Here is a 24,455-nt window from a genome sequence, read left to right on the forward strand (position 1 = left end):
CGCCCAGATCGACATCTGATGTACAATCGTACATGTACATCAGTACATTAAGAGGCGGGGAGCATGCCGGAGGAGAGTGCGACGCCGGGGAGGCCGCGGAGCCGGCGCGACCCCGAGGGGCGGCGGCGGGCGATCGTCGAGGCCGCGGCCGAGCTGATCACCGAGGTGGGGACGGGCGGGCTGACGCACCGGCTGGTCGCCGGGCGCGCGGGGGTGCCGCTGGGGTCCACGACCCAGTACTTCGCGACCCTGGACGACCTCCGTGAGGCGGCGCTGCAGCACCTCGCGGACGAGATCGACGAGGCGCTGGCGGTCGTCCGCGAGGTCACGCGGGACGTGAATACGGCGCCGGTCGCACTCGCGTCCGCGTTCCACGAGTACTTGCAAGACGTGCGTCTCGTCCAGGCGGACAACGCGCTGGCCTGGGCCGCGATGCGCGACCCCCAACTGCGTTCGCTGTCGCTGCGCTGGTTCGACGAGCTGGTCGCCATCCTGTCCGCGCACATCGGCGTCGCGCGGGCGACGGCGGTGGCGGTGCTCGCGGACGGCGCCACCCTGCACGCCGCACTCCACGAGGAGCCCCTCGACCTGCCGCTCCTGACCGACGCCATCACGGCCCTGTTCACGGACGCCCGATGAGCGTTCACGGACGCCCGATGAGCGTCGCCATGCACAAGCCCGAGGCCGTCTCGGCGCGGCGGCGCTGGGCGTCGGTGGTCGTCCTGTCGGCGAGCCTGCTGGTCATCACGATGGACCTGACGGTCCTCAACATCGCGATCCCCGACATGTCGGCGGACCTGCGGCCGACGTCGAACCAGCTGCTCTGGATCGTGGACGCGTACTCGCTCGTCCTCGCGGGCCTGCTGGTGTCGGCGAGCGCCGTCGGCGACCGGTGGGGGCGCAAGCGGCTGCTGCTGGCCGGGTACGCGGTCTTCGGCGGCGCGTCCGCGCTGGTGCTGCTCGCCGGGTCGGCCGAGACGGTGATCGCGCTGCGCGCCGTCCTGGGCGTCGGCGGCGCGATGATCATGCCGACCACGCTGTCCATGATCCGCACCGTGTTCACCGACCCGGCCGAGCGCGCGACGGCGCTCGGGATCTGGGCCGCGGTGTCGGGGGTCGGCGCGGCGGTCGGCCCGGTCGTCGGCGGGCTCCTGCTGGAGTACTTCTCCTGGCACGCCGCGTTCCTCGTGAACGTGCCGCTCATGGTGGCCGCGCTGATCGCCGGCGCGCTCATCCTGCCCGAGTCGCGCAGCCTGCGCCCCGGCCGCTGGGACGGCGTCGGCGCGGCGCTGTCGCTGGTCGGCATGGTCCTGCTCGTGTGGTCGCTCAAGCGCTTCGCGAAGGAGGAGAGCCTCGCCGTCCTCTCCGGCTGGGCCGCGCTGGTCGCCGCGATCGCGACGCTGACCTGGTTCGTCCTGCGCAGCCTGCGCCGCCGGGACCCGCTCCTGGAGATGCGCCTGTTCACCAGCCGCCGCTTCACCGCGGGCGTCGTCGCGGCGCTGGGCTCGACGTTCGCGCTGGCCGCCGCCCTGCTGCTGCTCGCCCAGTGGATGCAGCTCGTCGAAGGGTTCGGCCCGATCGAGACCGGCGTCCGGCTGCTCCCGGTCGCCGTGACCGCCACCCTCGCGTCGCTGCTCGCGCCGTGGCTGGCCCAGAGGACGGGCGCCAGAAGCGTGCTCGCCGGAGGGCTGGCCATCGCGGGCGCCGGAATGCTCGTGCTGTTCTTCGCCCCGGGCGATCTCGCTTACACGCACGTCCTGGTCGCCCTGAGCCTGGTCGGAGCCGGGATCGGGTCGCTCGCCATCGGGTCCGCGATGATCATGTCGGGCACCCCGGGGGACAAGGCCGGGAACGCCGCGGCGATCGAGGAGACCGGCTACGACCTGGGCAACGTCCTCGGCGTGGCCGTCCTCGGCAGCGTCGCGGCCCTGCTCTACCGCACCGGACTGGACGGCGACCTCGGCGCGCTCGACTCCCCGGCCGCCGGGGCGGCGCGTGAGTCCCTCGGCTCCGCGGTGGCGATCGCCGACCGGCAGGGCCTGCCCGACCTCGCGGCCAGGGCGAGCGCCGCGTTCACCGACTCGATGCAGACGACATCGCTGCTCGGCGGCCTGATGATGATCGCCGTGGCGGCGGCCGTCTTCGCGATCGTCCCGAAGGGCACCGACATCACCGAGCAGAAGTGAGCGTCGCCAGGGCGCGGTCCGGCTCCCAATGGGCGCGCAGGGACGTGATGAGCCCGTCCTCGTCCACCGTGTAGACGAGGACGCAGTCGATCGTCATCGTGGCGCCGTCGTCCGTCGTCGTCGTGATCGTCGCGACGTTGGCGCAGCAGGGGCCGTTGGCGAAGGAGTCGGCGACGGCGAAGTCGAAGCTCGCGATGGTGGAGATGAACCCGTCCCAGAACGCCTCGATGCCCGCGCGCCCCCGATGCCCGCGCCCGTCAGGATCGAGGAACGACGGCCCAACGGGGTCCTCAATCAGGGCGTCCGGCGCGAAAAGCCGGAGCCATTCCTCCTTGTGCCCCGCCGTGACGGCGCTCATGGACGCCCGCGCGGCCCGCCGCGCCGGATGCTCCCCGTCTATAACGTGTTCTCGTTTCATGCCCGGGCGATGACCTTCTCCGCGAACCGCTCAAGGTTCTCGATCTTCGTGTGCAGAGCCTCCCGGTCAGGCCCCTTCTCATAGGGCATCCGAAACCCGACGATGACATCCGTGACGCCCTTGTCCTCCAGCCGCTTGACCCCGTCGGCCGAGTAGGCGTCCGGCGAGATCACATGGACCTCGAACGACCCTCCGGCCTTGCCCTCGTCCTCCCGAAGACGATTGAGCCTGGTCAGCAGCTGGTCCAGGTCGCCGCCCCCCGCGTGCATCCACCCGTCTCCCCGGACGACCGCGCGCCGCAGCGCCGCCTCGCTGTGCCCGCCGACCAGGATCGGGAACGGCCGCGCCGGCGTCATCTTGATCGCCGGAATGTCGAAGAACTCCCCGTGGAACTCGAAGTACTCCCCGCCGCTCAGCCCCCGCACGACGTCGATGGCCTCGTCCATCCGCCGCCCGCGCCGCTCCCACGGCACGCCCATGACCTCGAAGTCCTCCCGCCACGGGCTGATCCCCACCCCGAGCCCGAGCCGCCCCCCGGTCAGGCAGGCCGTCGACGTCGCCTGCTTGGCGACCAGCACCGGCGGACGGACGGGCAGCTTCAGCACGAACGGCGTGAACCGGATCGTGCTGGTCACCGCCCCCATCGCCGCGATCAGCGTGAACGTCTCGATGAACGGCTTGTCCTCAAGGAACTCCCTGCCGCCGTCCGCGGTGTAGGGATACACCGAGTCCGACTCCCGCGGATACACGAGCGAGTCGGCGACCGACATGCTCGTATACCCCGCCGCCTCCGCGGCCCTGGCCAGCGGCAGATAGAACGACGGATCCGTCATCGCCTCGGCATAAGTGAACCTCATCCCCGAATACTAGAACCCGTTCCACCTCCCCGCCAGGCGTCGTCTCATCGCCGTGGCCCATGCCCGTGCCCCATGCCCGTGGCCCATGCCGGGGACCCAGAAAAAGGGGCAGGGCGTGCGGTGGGGGCGCACGCCCTGCCTTGGGGTGGGATTTATTACGTGGTCAGCGGCGCAGGCCGCCTACTGAGGCTGATCTCGGGCTGTCCTGGGTCAGGACGTAGGACTTGCCTCCGAAGGTGAGGACGAAGTTGGACGGTGTGACTATCGGGAGCTGGTAGCTCAGGGCGATGGTGGCGGAGCCGCCGTTCGGGATGCTCGTGTAGCTCGGCACCGTCAGGGTGGCCTTCTGGAAGTCGCCCTTCAGGCCGCCGACGTTGTTGCCGGTATGGCCTGCCTGGACGGAGAGCGTCCAGCCCGTCTGCTGGGTCATCGACGCCGGCGCTGACGTGCCGTAGTCGAACTTGAAGGTCGCGCCGCCCGGGATGGTCTGGCCCGAGTTGTTGGTGATGCGCATCTTCGGGGTGATCGGGTAGTTGGCGTCGCCCACCGGGAAGTTGACCAGGTCGACCTTCACGTCGAGGACGTCGGTGGGCATCGTCGTGCTGGACTTGAGGTTCCCGTACGGGGCGGCGTTCTTCAGGCCGTCGTTGATCACGTTGATCAGCGTCTTGCCCATGAAGTACTCGCCCTTGCCGTCGTTGCGGGCCGGGTCCCAGGCGTAGTCGCCGGACAGCTCCCAGATCATGATGCCGCCGATGCCCTTGTCGGCCACGTACTTGGCCTTGGCCGCGAGCGACTCCTCGTCCTCGGTGGACAGGAACACCTTCTCGGTGGCGTTCCAGAGCCACGGCGTCTTCATGGTGCTGTTGTAGTTGCGGGTGTAGGTGCCGACGAGACGGTCGTCGGGGTCGTTGGCGGGGTCGAGGCCGTAGTCGCCGATGTAGGTGCCCTGGAGTCCCTTTTCGAGGTTCTTGGCATGCCACATCGGGTTGCTGCCCGACGCCATTTCCTTGCCGTTCTCCAGGTCGTGCCAGATGTTGTCGATGCCGATTCCGCCGTCGCCGCACGGCGTCGTGGAGCCGACATCGCCCGCGGTGCCCTTGGGACACTGCTTCTGGTCAGGTAGGGCCGACTTGCCCCACAACCCGTTCGTGCCGCCCTGGACGTTCTTCCACCCGCGGGTGTAGAACGGCACACCGATATTGATACGGCCTGCCTGCATCGAGCCTCGGAAGTAGTGGTAGGCCCAGTCGGTGTTCAGGTACCCCATTCCGTAGGCGTTGTAGACGCCGCCCTCCTGCTGCTCGTTGTCCTTGCCGTCGTCGTACAGGGCGGCGTTGGGACCGACGAAGTGGTTCCAGGTCCCGTGCAGGTCGTAGGACATGATGTTGGCGTAGTCCAGGTACGGGACGACCTGGTAGCTGTCGTGCCCGCGCAGGATCCAGCCGGACGCCGAGACGGCGGCGGTCAGCAGGTAGTGCTTTCCGTCGGCCGCGCCGGCCGCGTCCAGCTTCTCGCGCAGCGTCTTCATGAGGGCCACGTATCCGGCCATCAGCTTGGCGCGCCGCGGGTTCGAGAAGGAGAAGTCGTCCGGGTGCCCCGCGTACTGCATCGAGGTGGCGTACTCGTAGTCGATGTCCGCGCCGTTGAATCCGTACTTGCGCAGGAACTCGACGACGGAGTCCGCGAACGTGTTGATGCTCGCCTGGCTGTCGGTCATCTTGTAGAACCCGCCGGAGGCGACGCGGTTGCCGTTGTCGTCGATGTAGCCGCCGGATTCCGCCCAGCCGCCGATCGAGATCAGCGTCTTGACGTTCGGGTTCTGCTTCTTGAACTTGTTGAGCAGGTTGAAGTGGCCCTTGTACGGGAGGCTGGGATCGAGCTCCGCGCCCGGAACCTCGGGCCATTCCATTCCGATCGCCGGGTTGGTGGGCTTGTCGCCGCCGACCGAGACCTTGTTCTGGTCGTCGACGTGCGCGAAGGCGTAGTTGATGTGGCTGATCTTGTCCCACGGGATGTCGTTGGCGAGGAAGCGGGGCTTCTTGTCCTTGCCCGTCCGCCAGCTGGTGAAGTAGCCGATGGCGCGGCGGGTGCGCCCCTCGCCCATCTTCTCGCGGCCGTCCTCGTCGTAGACCTCGCAGTACGCGGGGGTGACGCCCGGCGTCTGGTAGAGGCCGTCGGGGCGGCAGCCTCCGGTGCCGGGACCGACGGTGGCGGTCACCTCGTTGCTCAGCTCGGAGAACTGGCCGATCGAGTCCTTGGCGCGGACGGCGAACCGGTAGGTTCCCGGGCGGAGGCCGGAGACGGACGCGGTCGTGCCGGTGACCGACTGGGCGACCGACCCGTTCTGCAGCACGTCGTAGCCGGCCACGCCGTTGTCGTCGGTGGCGGCGTTCCAGGCGAGCTTGACGGTGTCGCCCTCGGTCGAGGAGACGCGCAGCTCGGCGGGCTTGGACGGCGGCGCGTCCTCCCCCGAGCCGGGGGTGGTGACGGTGACCGGGGCGCCGACCTCGGAGAGCTGGTCGGCGGTGTCGCGGGAGCGGACGGTGAAGGTGTAGCGGGTGTTGGCCGTCAGGCCGCTGACGGTGGCGGCGGTGCCGGTGACGGTGGCCGCGACGGCGCTGCCGTTCAGCACGTCGTAGTTCTTGACGCCCTGGTCGTCGGACGCGGCGTCCCACGCGAGGGAGACCGAGGTGGGAGTGACCTCGGTGGTCCGGAGGTTCGCGGGAGCGCTCGGCGGGGCGTCCGAGGGGCCGCCGTCGCAGGGCTGGCCGTCGAGCTTGCAGTTCTCCGGGCCGCTCAGCGTTCCGGTGAAGGACACCAGGAAACCGAAGGAGGCGGTGCCGCCCGGGCTGATCGTGCCGTTGTAGTTGCGGTTGGCGAACGTGTGGTGGGTGCCCGAACTGGTGAGGGAGGCGTCCCAGTACGAGCCCATGCGGACGTTGGAGCCGAGGTCGAACTCCAGCTTCCAGCCCGACGTGGCGCCGGTGCCGCTGTTGGTGATCGTGCAGGTGTACTGGGCGCCGCCGCCCCATTCCTGGACGGTGCGGCAGGCGGCGGTCGGGCCCGCCGCGTGGGCGGGCGTGGTCATGGCCACGGAGAGGCCGAACATCAGGAGCAGCGCGGTGACTCCGGCGGTGATCCTCCGGAGGGGGGGTCTGGTGCGCACGGCTATCTCAGTTCCCTTCAATAATTAGGAAACTATACTAATTGTGAGGAACATAACCGCACTTCAAGCGGCATGCAAGGACCAAATTTCAAGCCTGACATTCAGTGGAAACCGGTCCAGCATGCGGACCAGACCAGTGCGTGCGACGCCCCGGAAACGGCGTTCGGAGCCAACTCGGGCGGTCCTCGACGTGGTCGTTCGGCGGCCCATCAGCGCATAGAAACGGCCGCCGCGGTCATGTCCGCGGCGGCCGTGTGAGCGCCTCGACTATCCGTGCTCGCCCGTGTGGGCGCTTCGGCTATCCGTGCTCGCCCGTGTGGGCGCTTCGGCTATCCGTGCTCGCCCGTGTTGGAGACCCGGACGATCGTGTGCTGGTCGAGGTCGGAGCCGGAAAGGCGGGCGGCGACCTCGCCGCGATAGAAGACCAGGACGCCGTGGCACAGTTCCGCGAGCTCTTCCAGGTCGGTCGAGGCGAGCAGGACCACGGCCCCGTCGGCGGCCGCCTTGCGGATCAGGTCGTGGATCTCGGCCTTCGCGCCGACGTCCACGCCCCGGGTCGGGTCGTCGAGCAGCAGGACCGCGGGGGACGCGTCCAGCCACTTCGCCATGACGACCTTCTGCTGGTTGCCGCCGGACAGCAGGCCGACGCGCTGGTCCACGTCCCGGCAGCGGATCCGCAGCCGGTCCACGTGGCCGCGGGCGCGGGCGCGGAGCGCGGACTTGCGGACGACCAGGCCGTCGCGGCTCAGGCCGATCGAGCGGACCTGGCCGATGTTCTGCCAGACCGGCTGGTCCAGCATCAGGCCGCGGCCGCGCCGGTCGCCCGACACCACCGCGACGCCCGCGCCGATCGCCCGGCGCAGGCCGCGGGGGACCGGGCGGTCGCCCGGCAGCCGGACGGTCCCGCGCGACGGCCGCCGCAGCCCCGCGACCAGTTCCAGGACGGCGAGGTGCCCCGCCCCGGCCAGGCCCGTCACGCCGACGATCTCGCCGGCGTGCACGCGGAGGTCGACGTCGGTCATCACGTCGTCCACCGACACCTTGTCGAGCCGCAGTTCCCGGCCGTTCCCGGCCTGCGGCGGGACGGGCGGCGGCGCCGCCTCCCGTTCGGGCCGGGGGCCGAGCATCGCCGAGACGATGTCGTCGATGCGCAGGTCGGCGCGGTCGGCGCCGCTGAGGACGGTGTCGCCGTCCCGCAGCACCGTGATCGTGTCGCAGAGCTGCATGACCTCTTCGAGGATGTGCGACACGAAGACGACGCCGACCTGGCGTTCCCGCAGCACCTCCAGGATGCCGAGGAGGCGGTCCGAGCCGTCCCGGTCCAGGGCCGAGGTGGGCTCGTCCAGGATGAGGACGCGCGGCTCGGTCAGCAGGGCGCGGGCGATCTCGACGAGCTGGCGCTGCCCGAGGGACAGCTCGCGGACGAGGGTGCGCGGGTCGACGTCGAGGCCGAGCCTGGTGAGGATCGGCCGGGCGGCGTCGGCCATCGCGCGGCGGTTCAGGAACGGGCCCCGCTTGGGCTCGCGGAGCGGGAAGAGGTTGGCGAGGATGTCCAGGTCCGGAAAGAGGTTCAGTTCCTGCGACACGACCGCGACGCCGTGGCGGACCGCGTCCGCCGTGCTGTGGAAGGCGACGGGCCGGCCGTCCATGGTGAGGGTGCCCGAGTCGGGACGGATCGTCCCGGCGAGCACCTTCACCATGGTCGACTTCCCGGCCCCGTTCTCGCCCAGAAGAGCATGCACCGACCCCGGCTCGACGTTCATCGCGCCGTCGGCGAGCGCGGTGACCCCGCCGTAGGTCTTGGTGATGTTCTGCGCGCGGAGCACCGTCATGTCAGCTGGCCTTCATTTCAGTTCGCCTGGTTCAGCGGCTTGAGGTACTGGCCGGGGTTGCCGACCTGCTTCTCGGCCAGCGCCTTGAAGTAGGCGTTGCGGCTCTGCTCGTTGACCTGGCGCTTCATGACCTCGTCGATGTTGCCGGAGTTGACGACGAGGGTGCCGGGGTTCCACCAGCCCTCGGGCAGCTTCTTGCCGTCGCGCTTGCTCTGGATCAGCAGCGAGATCGCGACGTAGCCCTTCAGCCAGTGCTCGGGCGAGGACAGGGCGAACAGGGACCCGTCCTTGACGGCCTTCAGCGCGGCCGGGTCGAGGTCGCAGGATCCGGCGAGGAACTTGCGCCCGGTCTGCTTCTGGATGAGCGGCAGCGAGACGCCGTCCTGGGCGCCGACCCCGAGGTAGGCGATCGCCTTCGGGTTCGCCTTGACGATCGAGTTCCAGGCGTTGTAGTTGTCGGTCGGCTCGGACTTGGAGTCGAACGGGCCCTTGATCGTCAGCTCGGGGCGTTCCTTCTTGATGACGGCGGTGAGCCCCTCGACGCGCTGTTCGAGCAGCCGCAGGCCGGGAATCGCGAGGCCGATGACGACCTCGCCCTTGGTGCCCGCCGGGACGTTCTTGACGAACTCCTCGCCGAGCGCGCGCCCGACCTCGGTGTTGCTGTTGCCGACGAACAGGTTCGTCTTCGTTCCGGGCGGCGCGGCGGCGTCCACGGCGACGGTCTGGATGTCGCTGTCGTCGGCCTGCACGAGCGGACGGTTGAACAGGTCCGGTGCGAGGGCCTGCAAGGCGATGCCGTCGGGCGAGCTGCGGATCGCGGAGCGGAACAGCTGGACCTGGACCGGCCCGTTCACGCCGGTCGGCGCGGACGCGTTGAGCGTCACATTGCCGTCCGCGTTAGCGGCCGCTTTCGCTCCGTAAGCCATTTCCTGGAACGGGTTCTGCGTAGTGGTCGCGTAAATGAATCCCAGCTTAAGCCTGCCCGACTTCTTCTCCCCCGCGCCGCCGGAACCGGAACCGCATCCGGCCAGGGCGACCGTGCCTATGAGCACTGTGGCCAGGGTCAAAGATCTGATCTTCACTTGTTCTCCTTGGGGTGCGGGGTGTCATAGACCGAGCTTGGCGCTTTCACGCCGCCTGCGGCGGCGCACCAGGCTGTCCAGCGCGACGGCGGCGAGAATGACTCCACCCGTCGCGAACGCGCTCCAGTTGGCGGGAATGTTGAAGTACTGCAGACCACTGGTGACCACACTGAGGAGCACGGCGCCGAGGCAGGCGCCGATGACGGTGGCGCTGCCGCCGCGAAGGGGCGTTCCGCCGATGATGGCGGCGGCGATCGCCTGGAGTTCGAACCCGGTGCCGATGTTGGGGTCGCCGGAGGTGAAGAACGCCAGGCCGAGCACGCCGGAGAGCCCGGCGAGCAGGCCGATCAGCACCAGCGCCTGCATGCGGACCTTCGCGATGGAGATGCCGGAGAACGTCGCCGCGTCCGGGTTGGACCCGATGGAGCGCACCCGGTAGCCGAACGGGGTGAACCTGAGCACCAGGGTGAGCGCCACGGCGATCGCGATCAGGACCCACACGCTCGTCGGGACCCCGAACGTCTTGCCGCCCAGAAGGGTGAAGAAGGAGCTCTCCAGCGGCAGGCCGGTGACCTGCTTGCCGTCGCTCAGCGCGAGCGTCAGGCCGCGGAAGACCGAGAGCGTGGCGAGGGTGGCCACGATCGCCGGGATGCCCACGAAATGCACGATCAGTGCGTTGATGAGACCGAGGAACCCGCCGAGCACGATGCCGAGGACCGCGGCCGGCCACGGCGGCAGCCCCTCGTTCATCATGAGCCCGGTCGCGACCACCGTCAGCCCGAAGGTCGACCCGACCGACAGGTCGATCTCGCGCATCGACAGCAGGTAGGCCATGCCGCAGGCGAGGAGCCCGACGTAGACGGCCGACTGGAGGGTGTCCAGCAGCTGGTCGACGCGCAGGAACTCCGGGTGCAGGATGCTGATGAACGCGACCAGGCCCAGGGTCGCGACCAGAACGCTCGTGGCCTCCCCGCGCCCGGCCCGGACGGCGAGCGACGGAAGCCTCGCCTGGGTCAGCGATGCGGCATGTCCCCAGCTCCGAGGCGCCGGATCAACCTTTTCGCCGGTATCGGACTGCCGATGGGCGGTCACTGGCGGCTCCCTTCTTCCTCCCCGATGGACGGTCCGGAAAGTCCACCGCCTTCTTCGCCGGTGCTCTTGGCTCTGGCGGAACAGTCCTTGTCTTTGGCGGCATGGCCTGCGATTTCCGGAATCCTACACAAATCACCCCGAAGTACGCTCCCTTCACGTCAGTACCGTTCGTTTCCGCCGCATTCGACCCGTGGAGGCCATCCGTGAGCGGTGAAAGTGGGCGCCGGGCCGAGGTGATCGTGGTAGGCGCGGGGTCGGCGGGGTCGGTCGTCGCGCGGCGGCTGGCCGACGCCGGACGGGACGTCCTGGTCGTCGAGGCGGGCCCGCACCGGGACGAGCCCGCGGTGGACGATCCGTCCCGCATGCACGAACTCTGGGACTCGCCTCTCGACTGGGCCTTCCGCACCGTTCCGCAGGAGCGGGCGCAAGGGCGGAGGCTGCATCTGCCGCGCGGTCGCGTCGTCGGCGGCTCGCATGCGCTGAACGCCATGATCTGGGTGCGCGGCAATCCCGCCGATTACGACCATTGGGCCTCCCTCGGGAATAGGGGCTGGTCCTGGCGGGACGTCCAGCCCGTCTTCGCGCGGATCGACGGGCTCGGCGCCGAGGCGCCCGGAACCCTCGACGTCCTCACCGGATACGAGCCGGACCCGGTGCATCGTTCGATCGTGGCGGCGGCGCGGGAGGCCGGGCTGCCGTTCAATCCGGACTACAACGGCGTCCGGCAGGACGGCGTGTCCTTCATGCAGTTCACCATTCGCGACAAGCGCCGCCTCACGACCGCGCGCGCGTATTTGACGCCCGTTTTGGGGTACGGAGTTACAATTGTCCCGAATGCAAGCGTCCGGCGGCTGCTCCTGGAAGGGCGGCGGTGCGTCGGCGTCGAATGGGAACGCGGCGGGGTCGCGGAACGCGCCTACGCCGACGAAGTGGTGGTGTGCGCCGGTGCCATCGGGTCGCCCGTCCTGCTCATGCGCTCCGGGATCGGGGACGCGGACGCGCTCGCCGGCACGGACGCGCTTGGCGGCACGGTCGCGCACGTGCCCGGCGTCGGCCGCAACCTCCAGGACCACTGGCTCGTGCCGGTGATCGCCTCCATCGAACGGACGCCCGCGTTCTCACCCGGCCTCCCCTTCACGCAGAGCCACCTGTTCTGGCGGAGCCGCCCGGACCTACCGGTGCCCGACCTCCAGCCGCTCCATTTCGGCGTCCCGCTCTACGAACCGTGGATGGACGGGCCGCCGGACGGCGTCTCCCTCATGGCGGGGCTGGTGCGTCCGGCGTCCCGCGGCGAGATCCGCCTCGCCGCCGACCCGTGGGACGCGCCGCTGATCGACCCGCGCGTGCTGTCGGACGACGCCGACCTGGAGGCGCTCGCCGCCGCCGTCCGGCTGTGCCGGGAGATCGTGGACGCCCCCGAGCTGCGCGCCAACTGGGGAGCGCGGGAGCTGTATCCCGGGCCCCTCGCGGAGAGCACCGACGGCCTGCACTCCTATATCCGCAGGTCGGTCGTGACGTATCACCACCAGGCGGGCACCTGCGCGATGGGCGTGGACGATCACGCGGTCGTCGACCCGGAACTGCGCGTCCACGGCGTCGAGGGTCTGCGGGTCGCGGACGCGTCGGTCATGCCGGCGGTCCCGACCGGCAACACCAACGCGCCCGCGATCATGATCGCGGAAAAGGCCGCCGACCTACTCAGTGGCGTGCCCGTCACGGCATCCGCAGGATCGGCTTGACGACCTCCCCGGCGTAGGAGCGATCCAGGGCGGTCTGGACGTCGGCGAAGTCGAAGTACTCCACCAGCCGGTCGAACGGGAACCGGCCCTGCGCGTACAGGCTCATGACGGCGGTGATCAGCTCCTCGCTGCGCCCGCCGCCGCCCAGCACCCCGACGATCCGCTTGCCCCACAGGGTGGACAGATGGTCGAGCGCGAACTCCGCGTCCGCCGGTGCGCCGCCGATCAGGAGGCAGGTGCCCAGCATGCCGACCGAATCGGCGGCCTGCCGGACGACGTCGATCACCCCGGTGCATTCCAGCGCGTAGTCGGCGGGCCCGCCGCACAGGTCGTGGACGGCGGCGACGACGTCGTCCTTCGCGGCGTCGACGGTGTCGGTCGCGCCGAGTTCCCGCGCGAGGTCCAGCCGGGACGCGTGCCGGTCGACGGCGATGATCCGGGTGGCGGGCGAGTTCCGCGCGGCCATGATCGCGGCCAGCCCCACCGTCCCCACCCCGAAGACGACCAGCTGCGCGCCGGGCCGCGGCCGGACGGTGTTGAACACCGCGCCCGCGCCGGTGGACACCCCGCAGGCCAGCGGCCCCATCAGCTCAAGGGGCAGCTCCCGGGGCACGGGCACCAGCGCGGCGGCGGTGGTCAGCGAATGCGTCGCGAACGACGACTGGCCGAAGAAATGGCTGGAGACAGGGTCGCCGTTGGGACGGCGCAGGGCCGTCCCGCCGCCGTCGAGACGGCCCCCGCCGCACAGCGCCTCCGTCAGCCGCAGGCAATATCTGGGCTCACCGGCCCGGCAGTTACGGCACGTCCCGCACGACGGCCAGCCGATCACGACCGGGTCGCCCTCCGCGTAGCCGGTCACGCCGGGACCGACCGCCTCGACGGTGCCCGCGCCCTCGTGGCCGAGCACGCCGGGCAGCGGGAACGGCAGGTCGCCGTGGCGCGCCAGCCCGTCGGTATGGCAGATGCCGGTGGCGGCGAGCCGGACCAGGACCTCGCCGGGGCCGGGGTCGTCCAGCTCCAGCTGCGTGAGGGTGAACGGTCCGTCCCGCTCTTCGACCAGCGCCGCGGTGATCTGCAAGGCGACTCCTTCGGTCTGCCCGTGGGCCTATAGGGTCTGGGGGCGTGAGCCAACCGTACGTCCCCCCGCAACCGCCGCCGCCGGGCCGTCCCGCCGGACGGCCGTCCGGCGCCAAGGACCTGTTCAACGGCGTCGGATATCTGTTCCGCGGCATCGCGTGGATGGCGCGGCATCCGGCGCAGTGGCTGTTCGGGCTGATCCCGGCGCTGATCGTGCTGGCCGTGTACGTGACGGCGCTCGTCTTCCTGGCGTTCCAGATCGACGACCTCGCCGGATGGGTGACGGGATTCGCCGACGACTGGTCGGACACGCCGCGGACGTGGGCGCGGATCGTCGCCGGGACGGCGATCTACGGCGCGTCGCTGTTCCTCGCCGTGCTCACCTTCACCGCCGTGACGCTGCTGGTCGGGGACCCGTTCTACGAGGCCATCGCCGTCCGCGTCGAGGAGTCGCAGGGCGGCGCGCCGCCGGAGCCGGACGTCCCGCTGCTCGTCCAGATCGGGCGGGCGATCAAGGACGCGGTGCTGCTCGGCGCCATCGCGCTGACGTTCGCCGTCGTGTTCTTCGTGTGCGGGTTCCTGCCCGTGCTGGGGCAGACGGTCGTGCCCGTGGTCGCGGCGCTGGTGTCCGGCTACTTCCTGGCGGGCGAGCTGACGTCGGTCGCGCTGGAGCGGCGCGGGATCCGGCGCACCGAGCGGTTCGCGCGGCTGAAGGCGAACCGCCCGCTGGTGATCGGGTTCGGCGTCGCGACGTTCCTGGTCTTCATCGTCCCGCTGGGCGCCGTGCTGGCGATGCCGGGCGCGGTCGCGGGCGCGACGCTGCTGGCGAGGGAGCGCCTCGCGGACGGGCCGCCGCCCAAGGAGGCGCTGGTCACACCGGGTGACGGCGGATCGGCCTGGAACGGCTGAGGCGTTGGGAAGATGTGTCCTGAGCGTGATTCCCGGCCGGGACCGCGCCGCTGATCTTCGCGTAACGTGTCCCGCATGTCCGATCAGGGGGAGCGCGGCGTGCGCTGGACCGACATGAGCGAGAGCGAGCCCGGCCCGGCAGGCCGCACCGAGTTCTCGGCCGGTCCTTCCCAGGCGCACGACGTCTGGGGCAAGGTCGAGGAGCAGCCCGAGGAGGCGTGGGCCGAGGACGGCGAGGACGTCAAGGTCGCGCCCGTCCGGGAGGACGACCCGCCGCACTGGGAAGGGTCGATCTTCGACGAGGGCGAGGACGAGGACGACGGCCCGGGCGACGAGCGGTACACGCCGGCCGTCCCCGCGGGCCTGGGCGAGCCGGCCAAGCCCGGCAAGCCGAGCAGCGGCAACTGGCAGATGCCCGACTGGATGGCGGACGAGGCCGCGGCCGACGCCAAGCTCGGCGCGTCGGGGCGGCCGCGGCGCGACGTCCTCGACGACGACGGCGGGCGGTCCCGGATCGTGCTGTTCGGCGGGGTGGGCCTGCTGGTGGTCGCGGTGGTCGTGGCCGGAGCCGTCTACCTCATGAAGGGCGGCGACGACGAGCCCGCGGAGTCGGACTCGGGCGCCAACGCGGGCCGGACGGCGACCGCGGAGCAGTCGGAGGCGGCGCAGGTCGAGCTGCCGCCGGACAAGCCGCTCAGGGCGTTCCCCGGCAGCCCGAGCAGGATGCTGGGACGGGTCGCGGACGTCCACTCGGGCCTGTCGTACCCTCGGCTGGCCGCGCCGTGGAAGGTTCCCACGAAGCAGAACAAGCTGGGCACGCCAGGATGGTCCGGGCAGCAGATCCTGGTGACGGAGAAGAACGGCGGGCAGCTCTGGTACGGCCAGTTCCTCACCGGCACGCTGCTGCCGAGCCTCCAGAGCGCCTACCAGGGCCCGGACAGCATCAAGAACGTGGCCGGTCTCGTCGCGCAGGGGTTCGAGGCGCAGTACTACGGCTTCCCGCACAGGTCGGCGCCGCTGGCGTCGCAGGCGCTGAACGTGGACGGACGCCAGGGCTGGATGATCGCCTCCTACCTCACCTACAAGCGGGACGGGGTGCGGGCCACCGGCGAGATCTACGCCACGGCCGTGATCGACACCGGACGGAAGGCGCCCGCCGTGGTGTTCGCGTCCATGCCGAACACGCACAAGAAGATGTACCCGGACGTCAACGCGTTCTTCAGAGGGTTGAAGTTCGCGTCCTGACAGTCGAATGACGTTCTAATAGGCTTTGCCCCACTTTGAGGAGAGGTGGGGCGCATGGCGATCGGGCTGACCGAGGAACACCAGGCGCTGGCGGCGTCCGTGCGCGGGTTCGCCGAGCGGAACATCACGTCGCAGCTCGTCCGGGACGCCGACACCGGCTTCTGGCCCGCGCTCGCCGCGCAGGGACTGCCCGGCCTGCACCTGCCCGAAGACGCGGGCGGGCAGGGCTTCGGTCTCCTGGAACAGGCCGTCGCGCTGGAGGAACTCGGCCGAGCGCTGACGCCTGGGCCGTACACGCCGACCGTCCTGGCATCCGCGATCCTGCACGCTTCCGGCGCGCTCGGGAAACTGCTTCCGGGCCTGGCGGACGGTTCGCGCAAGGCGGCTGTCGGTTTGTCCGGCAGCCTCGACGTGAATGGCTCCACTGTCTCCGGGACGGTGCAGCCCGTGCTGGGTGCACCGCTGGCAGACCTGTTCCTGCTTCCGGCCGGTGACGGCTGGGTCGTCCTAGAGCGGGACGACGTCACCGTTGGGCCGCTGGAGTCTCTCGACATCACTCGTCCGGTGGGGTCGGTCATGGTCGAGGGCGTGACCGTCCAGGAAGAATGCCTCCTCGGCGGAGTGGACGCCCATGCCATCGCCGTCGTCCTGCTAGGCGCCGAAGCGTGCGGTGTAGCGGGACGCGCGCTGGACGACGCCGTTGCGTACGCGAAGCTTCGCGAGCAATTCGGCCGTCCGATCGGGCAATTCCAAGGCGTCAAGCACAAATGCGCCCGGATGCTCATCGCCGTGGAACGCGCTAGGGCGGCCGTCTGGGATGCTGCACGCTCCCTGGACGAGCCAGCAGAACAACGCGCCTACGCCGTCGGAGTCGCCGCGACCCTAGCCGCGGACGCCGCCGTCCTATGCGCGGAAGGCAACATCCAGGTCCACGGTGGAATCGGCTACACCTACGAACACGACGCCCACCTTCTCTACCGTCGAGCCCTCACGCTGCGCGCCCTGCTAGGCCGTGCTGGCAAGCACAGAGCGGATGTTGCCGCACTCGCCGTCGCGGGCGTCCGGCGTCCCATGAGCGTCGAACTCGCCGAGGACGCCGAGCCGCTGCGCGCGGAGATCCGTGCCCGCGTCGCCGAGCTGGCCGCGCTGGAGCCCCTCGAACAGCGGGCGGCGATGGCGGACGGCGGCTGGGTCACCCCGCACCTGCCGAAACCGTGGGGACGGGACGCCGGGCCCCTCGAACAGATCGTCATCCAGCAGGAGCTGAAGGCGGCCGGAGTCCGCCCGGTGCCGCTGATGATCGCGGCGTGGGTCGTCCCGTCGCTGGTCCAGTACGGCACCCCTGAGCAGCAGGAACGGTTCCTGCCTCCGACGCTGCGCGGCGAGTTCGTCTGGTGCCAGCTGTTCTCCGAGCCGGGCGCGGGCTCCGACCTCGCCGGGCTCAGGACGCGCGCCGAACGTGCCGAAGGCGGCTGGACGATCACCGGCCAGAAGATCTGGACGTCCCTAGCCCGCGACGCGCACTGGGGCATCTGCATCGCCCGCACCGACCCTGGCCGCCCGAAGCACGACGGCATCACCTATTTCCTCGTCGACATGAAATCGCCGGGCATCGAGATCCGCCCGCTCCGCGAATGCACCGGCGACGCCGTCTTCAACGAGGTGTTCCTGGACGGCGTGTTCGTCCCCGACGACCTCGTCGTCGGGCCCGTCGACGCGGGCTGGCGCGTCGCCCGCAACACCCTCGCCAACGAGCGCGTCGGCTTGACCAGCACGTTCCAGCTCGGCGGCGATCTGCCGAAGCTCCTCGACCTCGCCGCCGAGCTGGGCCTGGACGGCGATCCGGTGGTCCGCGACGGGCTCGGGCGCCTCGCCTGCGACGAGCACGCCTTCGCGCTCCTCGGCCTCCGCGCCACCCTCAAGCAGCTCTCGGGGACGGACCCGGGCGTGACGGCGAACGTCCGGAAACTGGTGGCGATGGAGCACGGCCAGCAGGTCACCGAGTTCGGGTTCACGCTGCTCGGCGAGGACGGCGCGCTGACCGGCGCCTGGACGGACCCGCTGCGCGCCCGCTGGACGAGGTACCTCCTCGCGTCCCGCGCCATGACGATCGGCGGCGGCACCACCGAGGTCAACCTGAACGTGATCGGCGAACGCATCCTCGGGCTGCCTCGTGATCCCGAACCTGCGCGGTTGCCCGGGGGGTGTGGGGGGTCGCCCCCCACAAGGAACAGGTGAGGTAGCGTCCAGGCGCACATGGCGGCGGAGCGGGCGCGGCACCTGTTGGCCGCAGTGACCGGGCTGGGGCTCGGGCTGGCGGCGCTGGGGCCGGGGCTCGCGCCCGGGTTCGTGCTGTCCTACGACATGGTGTTCGTGCCGGACCCCGCGTTCACCCGCATGACGTTCGGGCTGACGGGGACCGTGCCGCGGCACGTCCCGAGCGACGCGTTCGCGACCGCGCTGGGCACCGTCCTCCCGGCGGATCTGGCGCAGAAGCTCATCCTGCTGGCGATCTTCGTGATGGCGTGCACGGCGGCGGCCTCGCTGGTGCCGTCCGAGCGGCTCCTGCCGCGCCTGGCCGCCGGGGTCTGCTACGCGTGGAACCCGTTCGTCGCCGAGCGGCTGCTGCTCGGCCAGTGGGCGCTCCTCCTCGGCTACGCGGCCCTGCCCTGGGTGGTCGCCGCCGCGTCCCGGCTGGACGAGCCGCACGGCGGGCGGCGCCTCGTCCGGGCCCTGATACCGGCCGCCATCGGCGGTTTCGCCGCCCTGGCCGTCTCCGCCCTCACCGCCCTGACCGTCGCCCTGATCAGTGACAGCGGACGCGCCCGCGCCGCCGCCAAGGTGATCGGAGCCGTTGCGGGCCTGAGCCTTCCGTGGCTGGTGCCGGGCCTGCTGCGGCCCGCCGGGCTGCCAGAGGACGGGACGGCCGTCGACCTGTTCGCCGCTCGCGCGGACACGCCGTTCGGCGCCCTCGGGAGCCTGCTCACGCTCGGCGGCGTGTGGAACGGCGAGACCGTGCCGAGCGGGTACGGCGCGCCCGCGACCGCGACGATCTGGCTGGTCGTCGTGGTCGGCGCGCTCGCCGCCTACTGGAAATGGTGCCGCGAGCCCCGGTGGCGGGGAGGCGCGGCGGTGGCGGCGGTCGCGGGGTTCGCGGTGGCGGGGCTGGGCGTGGTGGCCGCGCCGGTTCTGGAGGCGGCCGTCGGGCTGTGGCCCGGATTCGCGGTCTTCCGGGACGGCCAGCAGTTCGCGGCGCCGCTCGCCGTCGTGATCGCGGTCGGCCTCGGCGTGGCCGCGGACCGGGCGGCGGAGGCGCGGTGGCCGCTGGCGGCGGCCGGAGCGATGGCCGCGCCGCTGATCCTGTTGCCGACGTTGGCGTGGGGCGCCGCGGGCGACCTGCGGGCGGTCCGCTATCCGGACGACTGGGCGCGGGCGCGCCAGATCATCCACGGCGACCCGGTCGACGGGGACGTGCTGGTGCTGCCGTGGGCGTCCTACCGGAGCTACCCGTGGAATCACGGCCGCCGCGTCCTCGATCCGCTGCCCCGGTACCTGCACCGGCGGGTCGTCGTGAACGACGCCGTCACCGTGGACGGGACGACCGTCCCGCCCGAAGACCCGAGAGCCGTCAGGCTGGGCCCGCACGCCAGGACAGGCACTCCACCGGCGGCCACGCTGCGTGACGAAGGAATACGGTACGTCGTAGTGGACGCGGAGATCGCCGCGAACCGTCCCGCGAACCGTCCTTCGGGCGCGGCCGTCGAGGTGCTGCGCGGCCGTGACCTGGCCGTCTACCGGATCGACGGGAGCGGCGAGCCCGCCGGGGACGGGATTCCGGCCGTGCCCGTGGTGGCCGCCTGGGTTGTCATGAGTGCTGTCGTTATCTGGTCAATCGTTCCCTCTGGTATTACTCTGAGCTTTCCGTTACCCGGGAGTATCAACCCCCGCGGTTCAAGACGAAGGACCCCCTGATGCGCATCGCCATCGCAGCGCTGGTCGGCGTCCTGCTGGCCGCCGGAGCATCGTTCGGCACGGTCCAGCTCGTGAACGCCTCCCAGGACGATCCCGTCATCAAGCCGCTGTACAACTACGGCGCCCGCTGACGTGTAGGCCCTGATGGGGACCTGGCCCGACGGCCCCGCCGTCCTGGAGATCGTCGTTCCCGCCTACAACGAGGCGGGCCGGCTCCCGGCGGGGCTCGGCCTGCTCTGCGGGAAGCTCGCCGGGCTCCCGGCGCGCTCGGAGGTCGTCGTCGTCGACAACGCCAGCACCGACGGCACGGACGGCATCGTCCGGTCCTGGGCCGGCGGGACCGTTCCAGTCCGGCTGGTGCGCTGCGAGCGGCGGGGCAAGGGAGCCGCGGTCCGGGCCGGGCTGCTGGCGACGCGCGCCCCGTACGTGGGTTTCATGGACGCCGATATGGCAACAGACCTCGCGGCATTGGACGAAGCCATCGTCCTGCTGCGCGAGGGCCGCCCGGTCGTGGTCGGGTCAAGGCGCCACGGTCGGTCGGTCGTCCAGGGGTACTCGCTGCCGGTCCGGCGGCTCGGCGCGATCACGTTCAACCGGATCGTCCGCGACCTGGCCGGCGGCATCGCCGACACGCAATGCGGGTTCAAGTTCTTCGGCGGGCCGCTGGCGCGGGCCGCCGCGGCCGACCTGCGCACTGCGGGGTTCTCGTTCGACGTCGAACTTCTCGCCCATTGCGTGCGGCGGGGAGCGTCCGTGACGGACATTCCGGTGGTGTGGCGCGACCGTCCCGGTTCGACGTTCTCGGTGCGGCGGCATTCGCTGCAATGCCTCCTGGATCTGGCCCGTATCCGCGCCCGCGTCAGACGCACGCCGGTCATTTCTGCTTTGCCTCCGGTGCCGATCGTCGACGTGATTTCCCCGCCCGCGCCCTCGACCGTCAAACCGGGATGAGCGCGAGCCCTGCGGCCGCCGGTGGAAATCCCATGAACCTTCGGCTGGCCGTCGTCAACTGGCGGGACCCTTGGCATCCCGCCGCGGGCGGGGCCGAACGCTACGCCTGGGAAATCGCGCGCAGATTCGCCGGTGAAGGGGCACGCGTCGAATACGTGACGTGCAGGGCGCGCGGGCAGAAACGCAGAGAACGGGTCGAGGACGTCGATTTCGTGCGCCTCGGCGGACGGTTCACCGTGTATCCGCTCGTCCTGCTGTGGATGCTGGCCCGCCGCTTTCGGCGGAAAGGTTCGTTCGACGCGGTCATCGACTGCCAGAACGGCATCCCGTTCTTCACACCGTGGGTTCTGCGTCGCCGTGTGCCGGTGTTCTGCGTCGTCCACCATGTGCACGACGCTCAATTCGACTTGTACTTCCCGTCGTGGCTGGCCCGGATCGGACGGTTCCTGGAAGGCCCGGTGAGTCGGTGGACGTATCGGCGTCATGCGTTCGTTGTCGTCTCGCCGTCCACGCTGTGCGCTGTAAGGGAAAGGCTGTCCTGGACTGGGCCCACCCATGTCGTGCCCAACGGCGCAATGGTCGCCGAACCCATCGGCATGGTCTCGGAGCCCGCCGGTGACCCGGATCTGGTCTGCGTGACACGGCTCGTCCCGCATAAGCGCCTGGACCTGCTGCTGGACGTCGCGCAACGGCTCGCGCAGAACCGTCCTGGGGTCAAGCTTCACATCATTGGTGAAGGGCCAGAGGCTCCCGCGCTGAAAACCGGGATCGACGCGCGCGGCCTTGACGGTGTCGTCATCGCGCACGGATTTGTGGACGAGAAGGCCAAAGCGGCCCTGGTCGCCCGCGCCGATCTGCATCTGAGCGCGTCCCAGGGCGAGGGCTGGGGGCTCAGCGTGATCGAGGCCGCCGCGCTCGGCGTCCCGACCGTCGCCTGCGACGTGGACGGCCTGCGCGACGCCGTCCGCGACGAGATCACCGGATGGCTCGCCCACCCGGACGACCACTACGCGGACGTGGTCGAACGCGCGCTGAAAGAAATGGACGCCCCCGCCCGCCGCGCCGAGGTCGCCGCCGCCTGCCGTGCCTGGGCGGGGGAATTCGACTGGGCGCGCTCGGCCGCCCGCATGCGGGACCTCGTCACCGCCGCCGTCCGGGACCGCCGCGGGCCCGGGTGAAGGAGAGCATGGCGGACGGACCGGACGCGGACGCCGGCGAGCGGCTGCATGAGCAACTGCCGGAACGGCATGAGCAACTGCGGGAACGGCTGCGGGAACGGCTGCGCGTCGTCGCGTGCTGTCTGACGCTGACCGCGCTCGCGTTCGGCGCGAGTCCCGGCGCGATCCTCGCCGACACCAAGATCGACATGGCGGTGAACCCGCTCGGGTTCCTCGGCCGGGCGCTGCACCTGTGGGACCCCGAGCAGTTCGGCCAGCTCCAGAACCAGGCGGTCGGCTACCTGTTCCCGATGGGGCCGTTCTTCGCGCTCGGCGACCTGATCGGGATGCCCGCCTGGATCACACAGCGGTTCTGGCTGTCGCTGCTGATGTGCCTGGCGTTCACCGGCATGTGGCGGCTGGCCGGACGGCTCGGCGTCGGCAGCCCCTGGACGCGGCTGTTCGCGGCGATGGCGTACGCGCTCGCCCCCAACGGGCTGGCGACGCTCGGGCAGATCTCGTCGGAGTACCTGCCGGTCGCGATGCTGCCGTGGATCGTCCTGCCGCTGGTCAGCGAGGCGGCGGGGGAGTGCGGACGGGTCCGGGCGGCGGCGCGCTCGGGGCTGGCGATCGCCTGCTGCGGCGGCATCAACGCGACCGCGACCGTCGCCGTCCTGGTCGTCCCGGTCCTGTACGTCGTGACGCGTCCGCGCGGGCGGGCGGGGGCGCGGTCGTTCCGAGTGCGGACGCTCGCGTGGTGGTCGGCGGCCGCGGGTGCGGCGGCGGCCTGGTGGCTGGTTCCGCTCCTGCTCACCGGGACGTACGGGTTCTCGTGGCTGACCTACACCGAGAAGGCGGAGACGACGACCGGGCCGACCGGCCTGATCAACGTGCTGCGCGGCGCGGAGCGCTGGGTCAACTACCTGATCGTGGACGGCCAGGTGTGGTGGCCGGTCGGGCACGGCCTCTCCGTCAGCCCGGTGCCGATCGTCTGCACGGGCGTTGTCGCCGCGCTCGGCCTCGCGGGCCTGCTCCGACGGCCGCTCCCGGAGCGGACGTTCCTGCTGGTCACGCTGCTGGCCGGGCTGGTGATCCTGTCCATGGGACACATCAGCGACATCCCGGGCCCGTTCGCCGGGCAGGTCCGCGACCTGCTGAACGGGCCGCTCGCGCCGATGCGGAACCTGCACAAGTTCGACGCGGTCGTCCGGCTGCCGCTCGCGCTCGGCCTGGCCCATCTGCTCGCCACGGCCCGGCGTCCTGCGCTCGGCGGCTCGCTGAAAGCGCTGGTCAGCCTGCCCGTGGCCGCCGCCGTCGCGATCGGCGGCGTCGGCGTCACGGCCGCCTCGCACGGGCTCACCGGGCCGGGCGAGTTCAGGGAGGTGCCCGGCCACTGGCGGGACGCGGCGTCGTGGCTCAACGCGCGGGCCGGACGGCAGGCGGTCCTCGCCGTCCCGGGCGCGCCGTTCGGCGAGTACCTGTGGGGCCGTCCGATGGACGACATCGTCCAGCCGCTGCTGACGGCGCGGTGGGGCGTCCGGCAGCTCGTCCCGGCCGGGTCGCCCGGCTACACGCGGGCGCTGGACGCGATCGACCAGCAGGTCAGGTCGGGTCAGGGGTCGCCGGGGCTGAGCGCGTTCCTCGGCCGGATGGGCGTCCGGTACGTGCTGGTCCGCAACGATCTGCGGCGGGAGACGCTGCGGGGCGCCTGGCCTGCCCGCCTCCACCAGGCGCTGGACGAGTCCCCCGGCCTGCACCAGGTCGCCTCGTTCGGCGGGCCGGTGGGCGGCGACGCGGACGACGCCGTGTCGTCCGTCGACCAGCGGTATCCGGCGCTGGAGGTGTACGAGGTCGAGGACGCGGCCGACGTCGCGACCCTCGCCGACGCGACCGCCCCCGTCCGCGTGTACGGCGGACCGGAGTCACTGCTGGCCATGGCCGACGACGACGCCCTCCCGGCCCGCCCCGTCCTCCTGGACGACGACGCCCCCGACCTCAAGGGCGCCCCCGTCGTGACCGACTCGCCCCGGCTGCTCCGCCGCAACTTCGGCGAACTGCACCAGACGTCGCCGACGCTGACGGCCGCGCACCGCGGCCGGGCCGCCGACGTCCTGGACGACGGCTGGAACCGATACGCCACTCACGTCGCCTACGGCGGAGGCGTTCGCGACGTGACGGCGTCCACCTCGGCGGCCGGTGACGACGTGATCCCGCTGCTGCGCGAGCCGGGTGCGACGCCGTTCGCCGCGTTCGACGGCAACCCGTTCACCGCCTGGGAGACGGGCGGCTGGCAGGGGCCGGTCGGGCAGTGGCTGCGCGTCGACTTCGACAGTCCCCGGGACGTGCGTGGACTCACCGCCGCGTTCGTGAGGGACGTGTCGAACGGGCCGCCCGTCTCGCGTGTCGCGGTCGAGACCGAGAGGGGGAGAGTCGAACAGAGCGTCCAGCGGGCAGGCGGCGCCCAGCCGCTCCGCGCCCCGCCCGGCCCGACCCGCTGGCTGCGGCTGCGCATCACCGGCCTCGCGTACCAGCCCGTCCTTCCGGCCTTCGCGAAGGCGGCGGTGGCGGAGATGTCCATCACTGGCGTGAAACCGGCGCGCACCTACGCGCTCCCCGCGCCCGCCGGCATCAACGGCCCGGCCACCTACGTGATGAGCAGGACCCCCGGCGCGATGGCCGAATGCATGAAGGGGAGCCGGCGCTGGATGTGCTGGCCGTCGCTCGGCTCCATGGACGAGGAGGGCCCGGGGTTCGACCGCACGTTCACGT

The 24,455-nt window shown here is 71.1% G+C and carries 17 protein-coding genes and 1 pseudogene; 11 read left to right on the forward strand and 7 right to left on the reverse strand.

Annotation, left to right across the window (positions count from 1 at the left end):
* The first annotated feature begins 63 nt into the window (after positions 1-63).
* A complete protein-coding gene (locus ACH35V_RS05620; RefSeq protein ID WP_395970434.1) occupies positions 64-639 on the forward strand; it encodes a TetR/AcrR family transcriptional regulator in 576 nt (191 codons plus the stop codon).
* A complete protein-coding gene (locus ACH35V_RS05625; RefSeq protein WP_395970435.1) occupies positions 636-2,186 on the forward strand; it encodes an MFS transporter in 1,551 nt (516 codons plus the stop codon). Before ACH35V_RS05620 ends, ACH35V_RS05625 begins: the two co-directional genes overlap by 4 nt.
* On the opposite strand, the gene ACH35V_RS05630 is transcribed toward ACH35V_RS05625, so the two are convergent.
* The 6 genes from ACH35V_RS05630 to ACH35V_RS05655 all read right to left on the reverse strand — a co-directional run bounded on the left by ACH35V_RS05630 (position 2,170) and on the right by ACH35V_RS05655 (position 10,636).
* Complete coding sequence (locus tag ACH35V_RS05630; protein ID WP_395970436.1) at positions 2,170-2,604, reverse strand: nuclear transport factor 2 family protein; 435 nt, start codon at positions 2,602-2,604, stop codon at positions 2,170-2,172. The two genes, ACH35V_RS05625 and ACH35V_RS05630, sit on opposite strands and share 17 nt — an antisense overlap.
* Entirely contained in the window at positions 2,601-3,461 is an 861-nt protein-coding gene (locus ACH35V_RS05635) for a TIGR03619 family F420-dependent LLM class oxidoreductase (protein WP_395970437.1), read from the reverse strand. Before ACH35V_RS05635 ends, ACH35V_RS05630 begins: the two co-directional genes overlap by 4 nt.
* Positions 3,462-3,624: 163 nt before the next feature.
* Entirely contained in the window at positions 3,625-6,630 is a 3,006-nt protein-coding gene (locus ACH35V_RS05640; RefSeq protein WP_395970438.1) for a glycosyl hydrolase family 18 protein, read from the reverse strand.
* Positions 6,631-6,959: 329 nt separating this feature from the next.
* Positions 6,960-8,462 (reverse strand): sugar ABC transporter ATP-binding protein, encoded by a 1,503-nt coding sequence (locus tag ACH35V_RS05645; protein ID WP_395970439.1) that lies wholly within the window; start codon positions 8,460-8,462, stop codon positions 6,960-6,962.
* Between the two features lie 17 nt (positions 8,463-8,479).
* Positions 8,480-9,544: a sugar ABC transporter substrate-binding protein gene (locus tag ACH35V_RS05650; RefSeq protein WP_395970440.1), complete on the reverse strand. Its 1,065-nt coding sequence runs from the start codon at positions 9,542-9,544 to the stop codon at positions 8,480-8,482.
* Between the two features lie 24 nt (positions 9,545-9,568).
* The gene (locus tag ACH35V_RS05655; protein ID WP_395970441.1) at positions 9,569-10,636 is read right to left on the reverse strand and encodes an ABC transporter permease; all 1,068 of its coding nucleotides are present in this window, start codon (positions 10,634-10,636) and stop codon (positions 9,569-9,571) included.
* A gap of 203 nt (positions 10,637-10,839) precedes the next feature.
* Between ACH35V_RS05655 and ACH35V_RS05660 the strand changes: the two genes are divergently transcribed.
* On the forward strand, positions 10,840-12,375 hold the full coding sequence (locus ACH35V_RS05660; protein WP_395970442.1) for a GMC family oxidoreductase: 1,536 nt from the start codon (positions 10,840-10,842) through the stop codon (positions 12,373-12,375).
* Here ACH35V_RS05660 and ACH35V_RS05665 read toward each other — a convergent pair.
* Entirely contained in the window at positions 12,350-13,453 is a 1,104-nt protein-coding gene (locus ACH35V_RS05665) for an NAD(P)-dependent alcohol dehydrogenase (RefSeq protein ID WP_395970443.1), read from the reverse strand. The two genes, ACH35V_RS05660 and ACH35V_RS05665, sit on opposite strands and share 26 nt — an antisense overlap.
* A 44-nt stretch (positions 13,454-13,497) precedes the next feature.
* Between ACH35V_RS05665 and ACH35V_RS05670 the strand changes: the two genes are divergently transcribed.
* The 8 genes and pseudogenes from ACH35V_RS05670 to ACH35V_RS05705 form a co-directional block, all read left to right on the forward strand.
* Positions 13,498-14,361 carry an EI24 domain-containing protein gene (locus ACH35V_RS05670; protein ID WP_395970444.1) on the forward strand — a complete coding sequence of 288 codons (864 nt, stop codon included), beginning with the start codon at positions 13,498-13,500 and terminating at the stop codon, positions 14,359-14,361.
* Positions 14,362-14,436: 75 nt separating this feature from the next.
* Positions 14,437-15,606: a hypothetical protein gene (locus tag ACH35V_RS05675; RefSeq protein WP_395970445.1), complete on the forward strand. Its 1,170-nt coding sequence runs from the start codon at positions 14,437-14,439 to the stop codon at positions 15,604-15,606.
* 54 nt (positions 15,607-15,660) lie between these two features.
* A complete protein-coding gene (locus tag ACH35V_RS05680) occupies positions 15,661-17,844 on the forward strand; it encodes an acyl-CoA dehydrogenase (RefSeq protein ID WP_395970446.1) in 2,184 nt (727 codons plus the stop codon).
* Between the two features lie 18 nt (positions 17,845-17,862).
* Positions 17,863-19,578, forward strand: a complete 1,716-nt coding sequence (locus tag ACH35V_RS05685) for a hypothetical protein (RefSeq protein ID WP_395970447.1) — start codon at positions 17,863-17,865, stop codon at positions 19,576-19,578.
* Positions 19,578-19,709, forward strand: a complete 132-nt coding sequence (locus tag ACH35V_RS05690; RefSeq protein ID WP_279504087.1) for a hypothetical protein — start codon at positions 19,578-19,580, stop codon at positions 19,707-19,709. The genes ACH35V_RS05685 and ACH35V_RS05690 overlap by 1 nt, the downstream gene beginning before the upstream one ends.
* Before the next feature lie 13 nt (positions 19,710-19,722).
* On the forward strand, positions 19,723-20,529 hold the full coding sequence (locus ACH35V_RS05695; protein ID WP_395970448.1) for a glycosyltransferase: 807 nt from the start codon (positions 19,723-19,725) through the stop codon (positions 20,527-20,529).
* A 32-nt stretch (positions 20,530-20,561) separates the two neighbouring features.
* Complete coding sequence (locus ACH35V_RS05700) at positions 20,562-21,707, forward strand: glycosyltransferase family 4 protein (RefSeq protein WP_395970449.1); 1,146 nt, start codon at positions 20,562-20,564, stop codon at positions 21,705-21,707.
* 8 nt (positions 21,708-21,715) lie between these two features.
* Positions 21,716-23,776 (forward strand): annotated as a pseudogene (locus tag ACH35V_RS05705) (alpha-(1->3)-arabinofuranosyltransferase family protein); the annotation flags it as partial.
* Between the last annotated feature and the right edge of the window lie 679 nt (positions 23,777-24,455).

The sequence above is a fragment of the Actinomadura sp. 1N219 genome (genome assembly GCF_044326405.1).
Taxonomy (GTDB): Bacteria; Actinomycetota; Actinomycetes; order Streptosporangiales; family Streptosporangiaceae; genus Spirillospora.

Coding starts and splice junctions, on each gene's coding strand:
- ACH35V_RS05620 (WP_395970434.1), top strand. CDS start 64: ATGCCGGAGGAGAGTGCGACGCCGGGGAGGCCGCGGAGCCGGCGCGAC.
- ACH35V_RS05625 (WP_395970435.1), top strand. CDS start 636: ATGAGCGTTCACGGACGCCCGATGAGCGTCGCCATGCACAAGCCCGAG.
- ACH35V_RS05630 (WP_395970436.1), bottom strand. CDS start 2,604: ATGAAACGAGAACACGTTATAGACGGGGAGCATCCGGCGCGGCGGGCC.
- ACH35V_RS05635 (WP_395970437.1), bottom strand. CDS start 3,461: ATGAGGTTCACTTATGCCGAGGCGATGACGGATCCGTCGTTCTATCTG.
- ACH35V_RS05645 (WP_395970439.1), bottom strand. CDS start 8,462: ATGACGGTGCTCCGCGCGCAGAACATCACCAAGACCTACGGCGGGGTC.
- ACH35V_RS05675 (WP_395970445.1), top strand. CDS start 14,437: ATGTCCGATCAGGGGGAGCGCGGCGTGCGCTGGACCGACATGAGCGAG.
- ACH35V_RS05680 (WP_395970446.1), top strand. CDS start 15,661: ATGGCGATCGGGCTGACCGAGGAACACCAGGCGCTGGCGGCGTCCGTG.
- ACH35V_RS05685 (WP_395970447.1), top strand. CDS start 17,863: ATGGCGGCGGAGCGGGCGCGGCACCTGTTGGCCGCAGTGACCGGGCTG.
- ACH35V_RS05690 (WP_279504087.1), top strand. CDS start 19,578: ATGCGCATCGCCATCGCAGCGCTGGTCGGCGTCCTGCTGGCCGCCGGA.
- ACH35V_RS05695 (WP_395970448.1), top strand. CDS start 19,723: ATGGGGACCTGGCCCGACGGCCCCGCCGTCCTGGAGATCGTCGTTCCC.
- ACH35V_RS05700 (WP_395970449.1), top strand. CDS start 20,562: ATGAACCTTCGGCTGGCCGTCGTCAACTGGCGGGACCCTTGGCATCCC.